Genomic DNA, 10,986 nt, shown 5'->3' with positions numbered 1-10,986 from the left:
CTCCCTTGTTGCCTCGGTCATCCGATGGCCAGTCGCTGGATTCATCCGACGGCAGCCACTTGCCATCGTTGTGCTCCGTCGGTGGCGACAGTACGCCTCAACGTGAGCGTGTACGTCTGGTCCAGGGTGGTGTCCCCCGCCCCGTCCCAGGTGACGGCGGCGGTCGCCCGCCGCTCGTCGTCGTTGCCCGTGTAGACCTGCCAATCCTTGAGCTCGCCGAACCTGACCGCACCGTTCAGGCTGCGGATGGTCGAGCCGGGCGCGGTCACCGCCGACACCTTGTTGTCGGACTCGGCATACGCGCCGAAGAACGCCTCCGCGTCCTTCCGGGTCGCGTCGGTCAGGTCGTCGTCCGGGACGCCTGCCTCCGGCATGTTGTCGGGCAGCGCGGCCCGCACGTCGGGAACGAAGGTCGGCGGCCCGCTGACGATGACTCGGGCCGCGGTCCGCACGACCGGGACCGAGATGCGCTCCCAGAGGACCGGTCCGGCCTTCCAGCCCCTGCCCTGCCGAGCAAAGGTGTGCACGCGGACCCGGACATCCACGACGGCGGTCAGGCCGTTGGAGTCGGCCGTGACTTCTCCCGGGTACGCAACATCAGCCGTTTGTTTGCCGCGACCGTTCCACCCCGCGCGACTGTCCAGTCCGGCCGCCAGGTCGAGACCGATCTGGGCCGGACGAGCGTCCGGGTTGTCCTCGTCCCACGTCAGGTACGAAACGGCGTACCGCGTCGCGACTGCGCGTGACTCGTCGGCGGGGAAGCTGCTCTGCCCGCTGACGACGGTCTGCGGTGCCCGGTTCGGGCTGATCCAGGAGCGGATGCCACTGATAGCGGCGAGCAGCAGTACGACGACCACGAGACCGCGGAAGAATCGCCTTGCCCACGTAGAGAACGACGACTCCGGCTCGGTCGACCACGGCGTCTGTCCAGGCTCCAGCACTTCGCGGGCCGGACCCGGCGCAGCGTGCGCACCGTGAGTGCCGTGCGGGGAGCGCTGTTTCAAACGTTCGGGTGTGCGGTGCGCCGGGTCCTGATGGGGCACGTCCGCAGGCCCCGAAGGACGCGGTGCCGGCCGCCGGGGCGGCGCCATCACGCCACCGGGCGGAGGCGGTCCCTGCGGCTGCGGAGCGGAATACTGCGCCGCTACGCCCTGCGCCTGGCGAGGGGTCGGTGACACCGGGCCACTGGGGTGGTCCCACCACTCCGGCGCGGTGCTCTGCGGGCGTCCCTTGCCCGGCTTCTTGGTCCGGCGCTGGTCCGACCAATGCTCACCTTTTGGCGGCAGATTCAGTGCAGTTCGCCACCAACTCATCCCTACCCGCCCCTCAGACAGCAGTTACGCGGACAGTAGCCGGGAGGATACGGCAAGCAACCGTCCTCCGGGAGACCTGAGCCCAGGATCCGGATGGTCCATCGCTCCCCGCAGCCATACTGTTACCCCGGTCGCGGGCAGTGTCACCCCCACCGTCACATTTACCGGCCAAGAGTGACACCTTCGGCACCGTCGTCATAGCTCCTCTCTCATGACCGTTCGGGTCGACTGGGCAGCGCACACCCTGCCACAGGCCGTGGACAGGTTTCGAATATCCGTGCGAACAACCACATGGTAAAGAATGCACCAACTGATCACAGATAGTAACCGATCCGGCGATTCACCTGTGGAAAACTCTCCCGTGGCGAGGGGGTCAAAATCGCCTGTGGACAACCGCTTGCCGGAGACGCTTCCGGGCATAGGGTCGGAGTGACCCTGCTACCCCCTGGAGGACCAGGATGGAAACTCGCCGACTGGGCAGACTCGGACACCAGAGCTCGGTACTGATCTACGGCGCCGCGTCGCTCGGCGGAGTCGACCAGGACCGGGCCGATGCCTCGATCCAGGAAGCTCTGGATGCCGGCATCAACCACTTCGACGTGGCCGCGGACTACGGCGACGCCGAGTTGCGGCTCGGGCCGCGGATGCCGGAGATCCGCGACCGCATCTTCCTCGCCACCAAGACCGGCCGCAGGACGGCCGAGGAGGCGTGGAGCGAGATCAACCGGTCACTGGAGCGGCTGCAGACCGACCATGTGGATCTGATTCAGATGCACGCGGTCTGCGATCTCGAGAACCTCGATCTCGTCACCGGCAAGGGCGGATCGCTGGAAGCTGCGATCCGGGCCAAGGACGAAGGCATGGTCCGGGCGATCGGCATCACCGGCCACACCGAGCAGGCGCCGTCGGTGCACACCGAGGGTCTGCGCCGGTTCGACTTCGACAGCGTGCTCACCCCGTTGAACTACAAGCTCTCGACAGATCCGCAGTACGCCGCTGACTACGCCGCTCTGGTCGAGGCCGTGAAGGCGTCGGACGCGGCGCTGATGACGATCAAGATGATCGCCCGCCGCAACTGGCAGGACGGCGAGGAGAAGGCGTACGACACGTGGTACCGGCCGTTCGACGAGCAGCGGTACATCACTGCCGCGACCGCCTGGCTGCTCAACGGTCACCCGGAGATCACCGGCCTCGCTACTGCGGGTGAGACCCGGCTGCTGCAACAAATGATTGTTGCAGAGCGCGAGCGCGCCGACCTGACACCCGAGGCGGCCGCCTCGATTCTCGGTGAGGTGCAGGACTACGCGTCACCCTTCGTGGATTCCCCCATCTGACAACGTGGCCCAGGTCACATACGAGACTCCGCATTCCGGTCAATGTCGTACGGCGTACGACATTGACCGGCGGGCTCTGTCGCGGGCCGGGAACAAGTCTGGGGCCGATCAGTGTTGAGTAAGTCGTACTCATCTACTTTCGGAGGTCGTAGTGGCAACGGTCGAGCTGACCCAGGACAACTTCAACGAGGTGGTCGGTGGCGACGGTCTCGTGCTGGTGGATTTCTGGGCTGAGTGGTGTGGCCCGTGCAAGATGTTCGGACCGGTCTATGAGAAGTCGTCCGAGCAGCACGCGGACATCACGTTCGGCAAGGTCGACACCGAGGCTCAGGGCGAGCTGGCGCAGGCCTTCCAGATCTCGTCGATCCCCACGCTGATGGCGGTCCGTGACGGCGTCGTCCTGTACTCGCAGGCCGGTGCGCTGCCGGCGGCGAGCCTGGAGGACCTGATCGGTCAGCTGCGCGCGGTGGACATGGAAGAGGTCAAGGCACAGATCGCGGCCCACGAGGCCGAGCACGGCAGCGAGCCGCACACGCACTGATCTGCTGCATCACATAGGTCAACCGATCCGGGAGCTCCCAGCGAGCTCCCGGATTTGTTGTGCCACGGCCTTCCGGTCCGGGCCCGCTCCGATCTGACGGTCGGTCTCGATCGCGGTCAGCAATCGGGTGCGTTCCTCAGGCCCGAGGCGGCCCCAACCGTTCCGGACGATCTTCAGGGCGTGGTACTGCTCGTTGCCGGTAAGTGATCTGCTGATGGCCTCATGCAGTACTTCGCTGTCGAGCAGCGACAGGTCGCCCTCCGTCAGGCCGAGCGCGAGCACGCGGACGATCGGTGAGCCGGTGAAGAACAGGTCCCTGACCTCCTCCTTGTCGAACTTCTCCACGGCGGAAGCGTTCGCGACGCGCTGGACGATCCGGTCGAGGATCTCGCCGCGGACAGCCTTCAGCTCGGGTCCGCGCAGCTCGGTGTAGATGGTCGCGTAGGCATCGAGCTGCTTCTCCATGCCCAGCGCCCGCAGGGTGTCCGCGCTCCTTCGTGCGGTCGCTGCGATCTGCCGGACGAGGTGTACTTCGAACTCGCCGAGCTTCATCCGCCTGATCCGGTCGACGATCGACGGCATGATCACCAGCAGCAGGCCCGCGGCGAGGACCGTGATGAGCGGTCCTTGGCCGACGCCGGTGAACAGTCCGACGAGCCCGGCGACAAGCAACGCGCCGCCGATCACCAGGCAGAGGATCCGCGACGCCACATCCACCACCGGCCTGGCCTTCACAGTCCATGCAGGCGGGTCCACCGAGCGTCCGCGCGGCGAGACACGGGCGGGCGGAACCGGCGAGCCGGATGGCATAGAGCGGCCCGGCGCCTCCCCGTGGTTGGACGACGCGCGGCTGGACGACGCGGGGGCGGGCGACGCGGGGGCGGGCGGTCCGGTCTGGCTGGGCGGTCTGGATGGGTTCACGTCCGACATCGGGCAGCGCCTCCGTACGTCGTTGGCGAGTCCTGGTGATCGTGCCTGTGTCGTCAGCTATCAGCAAGAGGTCAGGCGGGCATCGGCGGTACGACGCATGAGCATGGAACTGCCCACCTGGTCCGTGAATCCCCATCGCCGGTAGAACGGAACGAGCTCCGGCTGGCAGACGAGTTCAAGGCTGCGCACGGCCGCGAGCTCAGGATGGTTGACCACGGCATCCAACAGCGCGGCGCCCAGGCCGGAGCCGCGGTGGAACTCGTCGACGATCACGTCCAGCACCAGCGCAATGTGCGTGTAATCGGTGAGCACGCGCGCAAAGCCGACCAAGCGGTCCGCGAGGGTCAGCGTGGTGACGATGTTGGAGTGCGCGACGAGGCGTGCGACCTCGGCAGGAGTGCGGTCCGACATCCACCACGCCGTACGCATCAGGGCTGTCAGCTCGGCAATGCGGTCCGGCGGCACGTCGGCCTGGATCGTCAGGTCAGCGGCCATCTAGAAGTCGCGTGAGCTGAGGACGCAGAACTCGTTGCCTTCAGGGTCGGCGAGGACGGTCCAGCCGGGGCCTTCGGGTTGGCCGACGTCCACCCGGTGGGCACCGAGCGCCTCCAGGCGGGCGATCTCGGCGTCGCGGTCCTGACTCGTGTGCGGCGCGAAGTCCAGATGCAGCCGGTTCTTCACCGTCTTGCCCTCGGGCACCGGGACGAACACCATGCCGGGGCCGATCCGCTCCCAAGGCATGCCGTGGACCGTCTCCGGCTCGACCCAGCCGGGGACGTTGACGCATTCGTCGTCGGTTTCGATGATCGTCTTCCAGCCGAAGGCCTCGGCCCACCAGGCCGCCTGCTTCCGGACGTCGTGGCAGTCGATCACGACCGTGTACCACCTGAGCACCATGGCCGGAACCCTCCCACAGCCCGCCGACAGAAACAGAAAAGAGCGGGCCCTGGGCAGGAGAATGACGCCAGGGCCCGCTCTTTGGGCTGACCGGAGCGGCGACGCGGTGGCCGAGGTCGTGCGGGCAGATGAGGTGCTGCCCGAGGAGGGTCACCGAACGAGCTGCTCGAGGAGACGGTCAGCGGGATGGCGGGACCACGTCCTTGGAGTCCCGCCGGTTCGTCAGCGGAGTGGGTTGAACGGCCGCAGTTCCTCCGGCGCACGGCCGGTGGTGATGGTCTCGGCCAGCAGCTGGCCGGTGATCGGGCCGAGGGTGATACCCCACATACCGTGCCCGCCGGCGGCGAAGACCCGCGGCGACGCGGTGGCACCGATCAGCGGCAGGCCATCCGGAGTACAGGGCCGCGGACCGACCCACTCGAACGTCCGGGCGTCCAGATCCGCGTCCCGCAGCAGCGGCCGGGCGGCCTCGACGATCGCGTCGATCCGGCGCGGGTCGAGCTTCGCCTCGGGCTTGCGGAACTCCATCATCCCGGCGACACGGAGCCGGTCGCCCAGCGGCGTGCAGGCGATCCGCTGCGCCGGGAAGTACACCGGGCCGGCCGGCACATGCGCCATCGGTACGCTGAAGCTGTACCCACGGCCCGCCTGCACCACAGTGCGAACGCCGAACTGCCGCGCCAGGTCACCCAGCCACGCACCGGTCGCCATCACGACCGCGTCGAACGGGTCGGTCTCGCCGTCGCCCGTGATCAGCCGGACGCCGCGAATCTCGTCGACGACGTCCTTCACGACCACGCCGTTGATGATCTGCCCACCGCGGGCGATCACCGAGTCCGCGAGCAGCTGCACGTACTTGCCGGGGTTGATGAACCGCTGTCCGTGCAGGCGGATCGCGGCCCCGATCTCGTCGGACAGCGAGGGCTCGATCGCGCGGGCGTCGTCACCGCTGATCGCCTCGAACTCGATGCCCTGGCCGGCGGCGTGGATGTGCTCGATCTCCTCGAGCAGCACGCTGCGCTCCTCGACGGTGCGGTACGCGGCCAGGAACGACTTGGCCTCGTACGTCTGGGCCTCGACACCGGCCTTGGCCAGGAAGTCGAAGGCGTCCAGCGCCTGGCGGTTGATGGGGACCAGCGACTCCATCGCGGTCTTCCAGCGTCCGGCGGTGCTGTTGCGAGCGAAGCGGGTGAGGAACTTGAGGAGCCGCGGGCTCGCGGTCGGTGGGACATACACCGGTGAGGAGGGGCTCAGCACCGCACGGACGCCGTACTTGAGGACCGCCGGTTCCGGCAGCGGGGTGGCCAGGCCGGGCGTCAGCCAGCCTGCGTTGCCCCAGGACGCGCCCGCGGCGACTCCTTCACGGTCGAGCACGGTCACCTCGACACCGGCCTCCTGGAGGAACCAGGCGGTGGCCAGGCCGACCATGCCCGCGCCGACGACGGCAACGCGGTCAGGAACGATGTGCGGTACTGCGGAACCAGCTGTGGTCATGTATCGATGGTGCGGCCACCGCGAGCGGCTGTCATGGTGCGATCACACCATTGACGAGACAAATGACTGTGCTGAGAGCACAATAACCTGGTGATCACCGCGCCTGACCTGATTTCCGCCGTCGGACCCGCCCTGTTCGAGATGGTCGTGACCGGCAAGCGCGACGGCGAGGTCCGCGACGTGTTCCTGGCTGACCCACAGGAGGCTGCGACGGGCCAGCCGGGCGACCTGGTGCTCGGACTCGGTCTGCGGGACGCAGAGGACGCTGTGGAGCTCGTAGAGCGCTGCGCGGCCAGCAACGCTTCCGGGGTCGTTCTGCGTACGGCGCTCGCGCACGAGCCAGCTGTAGTCAGCGCAGCGGAGCAGACCACGCTCACCCTCGTCGCACTGCAGCCGAGCGTCACCTGGGCGCACGTGGTCTGGCTGATGCGCGGTGTCATCGACCGCGCCGCCGCGCCGGACTCCCCTGCCGCTGGAGATGCCGGAGTACACCAGGAGCTCTTCGCACTAGCAGATGCTGCTGCGGCGATCGTCGACGCGCCGGTGACCATCGAGGACAACCAGTCGCGCGTCCTGGCTTACTCCTCGGGTCAGGACTTCACTGACCCGACCCGTGTGTCGACGATCGTCGGTCGTCGGGTGCCGGCCGAGGTGATTGCGCATTTCCGAGCCCGTGGCATCTTCCGGCGACTTGCACGGTCCAGCGAGCCGTTCCTGGTGCCCGACGGCCCGAATGGCATCCGCCCGCGTCTCGTCGTACCGGTCCGGGCTGGTGGTGAGTGGCTGGGGTCTATCTGGGCTGTTGTCGACGGTCCGGTAAGCGATGCGGTCACTGCGGAGCTCAGCAACGCCGCATCCGTGCTTGCGTTGCACCTGTTGCGGTTGCGCGCTCAGGCCGACGTAGCGCGGCGGAGTGCGATCGATCGGCTGCGGACGATCCTGCGGCAGTTCTCACCGGACAGTCCGGTTGACGTACGGCTCCCGCGGCAGCCGTGGCGGGTCGTGGCGCTCGGCTCGCCGGAGGGGTACGACGTACCGCAGCAGCTGGACCTGTGGGAGTCGACCGGGCGGCGGCACGGGTGGAATGAGCCACAGCTGGCCGACCTGGACGGGACGGTGCTGGCCGTCGTCACGGACACGGACGGGCCAGGCTCGTGGACCTGGTTGCAGAAGCTCGTGCAGGAGCAGGCGCCGGGCACGTACGCGGCTGCCGGCGGTCCGGCGCGCGGTCCGGCCGATCTGCCCAGCTCACGGGCCGAGGCGGTCGAGTTGCTCGGTCTGGTACGGCGGGGTGTCGCGCCAGGGCCGGCGTTGCGGGTCGAAGAGGCGTGGCACGTGCTGACCGTTCATCGAGCGGTGACGTCGCTTGATACCACCAAGCTGGATGGTCCGCTCGCGACGTTGCTGCGGCACGACATCGAGCACGACACGGGCTACGTGGAAACGTTGCAGGCGTGGCTCGATTATCCGGGGCAGCCGCAGCGGGCGGCGCGGGAGTTGCACCTGCACACGAACACGTTGCGGCACCGGATGAAGCGGATCGGCGAGATCGCGGAGCTAGATCTGTCGGATCCACAGGAGCGGCTGGCGTTGCAGTTACAGATCGCCGCGGTGCGAACCGAGCACTGAGCCGAGCACGAGCCGAGCACTGAGCCGAGCACTGAGATGTACGCCACAGCCCCATGTAACAAGGCTTCACATTCCGGCAACTGTTGGGCAACATCCGGCTGACAGAGTCTTCCTTGTCAGCCGGTCCGGCCTTTCACCAGGAGGCCGGAACGGCTCGGGTCCGAGCTTTTCACCAGGAAGCTCGGGCCGTACGCAGGCCCGGCGATTGTCTGAGCGATCGCCGGGCCTGCGGTATTTTCCGGCCGTTGCCTACGACAACCGGTTGACGATCGTGCGGTAGACGCCGGGGAGCGCGGCGGCGGCCGGGACGATGCGCGGGGCGAGGACCGGGCGGTTGCGGGCCCAGAGCAACGATGCGGTGAGCAGCCGGCACTCCCAGGAGACGCGACGCCAGGCGGCCTCGTAGTCCTGCGGGCGGTCGGCGCGGATGCAGTCGACGAGCTCCGCGGACGTGCGCAGCGCGACGGCGATACCTTCACCGGTCAGCGCGTCGACGTACCCGGCGGCGTCGCCTACCAGGAGCACTCGGCCGGCGGTGCGCACACGCACGCGCTGGCGGAGCGGGCCGGCTCCCATCACGGCACTCGCCGGCGTCGCACCACAAAGGCGACGCTTGAGCGCGGGAAAAGCGTCGAGGTGTGAGTCAAATGTGCCACGCGCGGAGGTGAGGATCGCGACGCCGACCAGGTCGTCGGCGACCGGGGTCACGTAGGCCTCACCGAGACGAGACCAGTAGACCTCGACAAGATCCGTCCAGGGTGAGACGCGGAAGTGCTGTCTCAGCCCACGACGGACGTCATCAGAGTTCCCACCAGAAAGATTCAGTTGGCGGCGGATGGGTGAGTGGAGGCCGTCGGCGGCGGCTAGGTACCGGGCGGTGTGGTTGGCGGCGGTTACGGAAGTGGGGGTTTGGGTTATGGGGCCGACGCGGTCGCGGATGACCGGGACGTCGAGCTCGGCGAGGCGTTTCAGCAACGCGGCCTGGAGCGTGGTGCGGCGTACGCCGAGGCCTGGGCCGGCAGAGAAGCGGGCGTCGACCTGGTGCGTGGCGTCGACGTAGCGGATCCCGTGGAACGGGCGGCCAGAAAGTTCCACGCCCAGGCGGGTCAGGTAGTCGACAGCACTGTGGGCGATGCCCTCGCCGCACGCCTTGTCGATAGGCCCCGAACGCGGCTCGACGACAACTACCGACAGCCCGGCCAGCGCGGCCCGGATCGCAGTGGCGGCTCCGGCCGGCCCGGCCCCGGCGACGAGGAGATCGATCATCGAGTGAGCACGGTGGACAGCGCGGTTTCTTCGGTCCGGATCCGGATGGCCAGCAACGGAGCGTTGAGCAGGGTGAACACGATCGCGGTGATCCAGGCCGAATGCACCAGCGGCAGCGCGATCCCCTCGCCGATCACGGCGACGTAGTTCGGATGCCGCAAGAACCGGTAAGGCCCACGGGTGATCCGCGACAGACCCGGTACGACGATCACGCGGGTGTTCCACTGGTAGCCGAGCACCGAGATGCACCACCAGCGCAGTCCTTGCATGAGCACCACGATCAACAGCGCGGCCCACCCGACCTTCGGATCGAACGGCCGGCCGGACACGATCGCCTCGACCACGCACCCGGCCAGCAGCCCGGTGTGCAGCGCGACCATGAACGGGTAATGCCCCTTCCCGAACTCCACGCCGTGGTGCGCGAAACTCCACTTCGCGTTCCGCAGCGACACCGCCAACTCGGCGACCCGCTCGAACCCGACGAGGACCACGAGAGCGACGTACCACCACAAGGATTGCGTCATCACCACTCCAGGAGGACGAGCTCGGAACAGAAACCCGGGCCCATCGCGAGGAGCAGACCCATACCTGAAGGATCCAGCTTGAGCGTGTCACCGAGCACGTGCAGCACCGACGACGACGACAAGTTGCCGACCGCATCCAGCGACGTCCAGGTCAGCTCCAGAGCTCCCGGTCGCAGCTCCAGCGTCTCGGACACCGCCTCCAGCACCTTCGGACCACCCGGATGACTCACCCACGTGCCGATGTCCGGCACGGTCAGCCCGTGATCCTCGAGGAACCTTCGCACGTCGCCGCCCAGGTACTGACGCACTACCTCCGGCACGTCCGCGCCGAGCACGATCCGGAACCCGCCCGACCCGATGTCCCAGCCCATGACCCGCTCCGAATCCGGGTAGAGCCGCGACCGCGTAGCCACCACCGAAGGCCCGGACGCGAGCGGATGCTCGGACCCCGTCAGCACGACCGCAGCCGCACCGTCCCCGAACAACGCCCCACCCACCAGGTTCGGCAACGACGCGTCGTCCCGTTGCAGCGTCAACGAGCACAACTCGACCGACAGCAGTACGGCGACGTGCGTCGGCCAGGCCTTCAGGTAGTCGTGCAGCCGCGCAATCCCCGCCGCTCCCCCGACGCACCCGAGCCCGAACAACGGCAGCCGCTTCACGTCCTCCCGCAGCCCGAGCCGCATCGCCACCCGTGCATCGACCGACGGCGCGGCTACTCCGGTCACCGTGGTGAACATCAGCACGTCGACGTCGTCCAGCGCCAGCCCCGCGTCCTTCACCGCGCCGGCAACGGCCTCCGCACCGAGATCCACCGCCATCGCGATCCACTCGTCGTTCGCCTCACCGAAGTCCTTCAAAGCGGCGTACCGCTCCAGCGGCAGCGCGAGATGCCGATGAGACACCCCCGCATTCGCATGCAACCGCCGGAGCAGCGCCGAGCTCCGGCCGTCCGGCAGACAGATCGAGGCGAACGCCTCCGTCAGCGCAGACTGCGGATAGCGGTACGGCGGGAGCGCGGGCCGCACCGCTGCGATCCGCGTCATCGTGGCATCGTT

11 protein-coding genes are annotated in these 10,986 nt (G+C 68.1%); 3 read left to right on the top strand and 8 right to left on the bottom strand.

Annotation, left to right across the window (positions count from 1 at the left end; genetic code table 11):
• Positions 1-41: 41 nt before the first annotated feature.
• Positions 42-1,004, bottom strand: coding sequence for a conjugal transfer protein (locus AB0J62_RS09205; protein ID WP_363866320.1), 963 nt, complete (start codon positions 1,002-1,004; stop codon positions 42-44).
• A 767-nt stretch (positions 1,005-1,771) separates the two neighbouring features.
• On the opposite strand from AB0J62_RS09205, the gene AB0J62_RS09200 reads away from it, so the two are divergent.
• The gene (locus AB0J62_RS09200; protein ID WP_363866317.1) at positions 1,772-2,647 is read left to right on the top strand and encodes an aldo/keto reductase; all 876 of its coding nucleotides are present in this window, start codon (positions 1,772-1,774) and stop codon (positions 2,645-2,647) included.
• Between the two features lie 151 nt (positions 2,648-2,798).
• Positions 2,799-3,188: a thioredoxin gene (gene trxA, locus AB0J62_RS09195; protein ID WP_350850922.1), complete on the top strand. Its 390-nt coding sequence runs from the start codon at positions 2,799-2,801 to the stop codon at positions 3,186-3,188.
• A gap of 18 nt (positions 3,189-3,206) precedes the next feature.
• Here the strand turns inward: trxA and AB0J62_RS09190 are convergent, their stop codons facing one another.
• From AB0J62_RS09190 to AB0J62_RS09175, 4 genes are all read right to left on the bottom strand, one after another.
• Entirely contained in the window at positions 3,207-3,944 is a 738-nt protein-coding gene (locus tag AB0J62_RS09190; protein WP_363866313.1) for a hypothetical protein, read from the bottom strand.
• A gap of 234 nt (positions 3,945-4,178) precedes the next feature.
• Positions 4,179-4,613, bottom strand: coding sequence for a GNAT family N-acetyltransferase (locus AB0J62_RS09185; protein WP_363866310.1), 435 nt, complete (start codon positions 4,611-4,613; stop codon positions 4,179-4,181).
• Complete coding sequence (locus tag AB0J62_RS09180) at positions 4,614-5,015, bottom strand: VOC family protein (protein WP_363866307.1); 402 nt, start codon at positions 5,013-5,015, stop codon at positions 4,614-4,616.
• 222 nt (positions 5,016-5,237) lie between these two features.
• Positions 5,238-6,509 (bottom strand): FAD-dependent oxidoreductase, encoded by a 1,272-nt coding sequence (locus AB0J62_RS09175; protein WP_363866304.1) that lies wholly within the window; start codon positions 6,507-6,509, stop codon positions 5,238-5,240.
• Between the two features lie 90 nt (positions 6,510-6,599).
• Here AB0J62_RS09175 and AB0J62_RS09170 point away from each other — a divergent pair, with 90 nt between their 5' ends.
• On the top strand, positions 6,600-8,138 hold the full coding sequence (locus AB0J62_RS09170; protein ID WP_363866301.1) for a helix-turn-helix domain-containing protein: 1,539 nt from the start codon (positions 6,600-6,602) through the stop codon (positions 8,136-8,138).
• A 249-nt stretch (positions 8,139-8,387) separates the two neighbouring features.
• Here AB0J62_RS09170 and AB0J62_RS09165 read toward each other — a convergent pair whose 3' ends face one another.
• Genes AB0J62_RS09165 through AB0J62_RS09155 form a run of 3 tightly spaced genes read right to left on the bottom strand, consistent with a single transcriptional unit; the run spans position 8,388 to position 10,974 of the window.
• Positions 8,388-9,404, bottom strand: coding sequence for an FAD-dependent monooxygenase (locus AB0J62_RS09165; protein WP_363866298.1), 1,017 nt, complete (start codon positions 9,402-9,404; stop codon positions 8,388-8,390).
• The gene (locus AB0J62_RS09160) at positions 9,401-9,928 is read right to left on the bottom strand and encodes an isoprenylcysteine carboxyl methyltransferase family protein (RefSeq protein ID WP_363866295.1); all 528 of its coding nucleotides are present in this window, start codon (positions 9,926-9,928) and stop codon (positions 9,401-9,403) included. Before AB0J62_RS09160 ends, AB0J62_RS09165 begins: the two co-directional genes overlap by 4 nt.
• A complete protein-coding gene (locus AB0J62_RS09155; RefSeq protein ID WP_363866292.1) occupies positions 9,928-10,974 on the bottom strand; it encodes a type III polyketide synthase in 1,047 nt (348 codons plus the stop codon). The genes AB0J62_RS09160 and AB0J62_RS09155 overlap by 1 nt, the downstream gene beginning before the upstream one ends.
• Between the last annotated feature and the right edge of the window lie 12 nt (positions 10,975-10,986).

This window comes from Kribbella sp. NPDC049584 (genome assembly GCF_040675555.1).
Taxonomy (GTDB): domain Bacteria; phylum Actinomycetota; class Actinomycetes; order Propionibacteriales; family Kribbellaceae; genus Kribbella.
This window is presented reverse-complemented; position numbering and strand designations above follow the sequence as displayed.

Coding starts and splice junctions, on each gene's coding strand:
- AB0J62_RS09200 (WP_363866317.1), top strand. CDS start 1,772: ATGGAAACTCGCCGACTGGGCAGACTCGGACACCAGAGCTCGGTACTG.
- AB0J62_RS09185 (WP_363866310.1), bottom strand. CDS start 4,613: ATGGCCGCTGACCTGACGATCCAGGCCGACGTGCCGCCGGACCGCATT.
- AB0J62_RS09180 (WP_363866307.1), bottom strand. CDS start 5,015: ATGGTGCTCAGGTGGTACACGGTCGTGATCGACTGCCACGACGTCCGG.
- AB0J62_RS09175 (WP_363866304.1), bottom strand. CDS start 6,509: ATGACCACAGCTGGTTCCGCAGTACCGCACATCGTTCCTGACCGCGTT.
- AB0J62_RS09165 (WP_363866298.1), bottom strand. CDS start 9,404: ATGATCGATCTCCTCGTCGCCGGGGCCGGGCCGGCCGGAGCCGCCACT.
- AB0J62_RS09160 (WP_363866295.1), bottom strand. CDS start 9,928: ATGACGCAATCCTTGTGGTGGTACGTCGCTCTCGTGGTCCTCGTCGGG.
- AB0J62_RS09155 (WP_363866292.1), bottom strand. CDS start 10,974: ATGACGCGGATCGCAGCGGTGCGGCCCGCGCTCCCGCCGTACCGCTAT.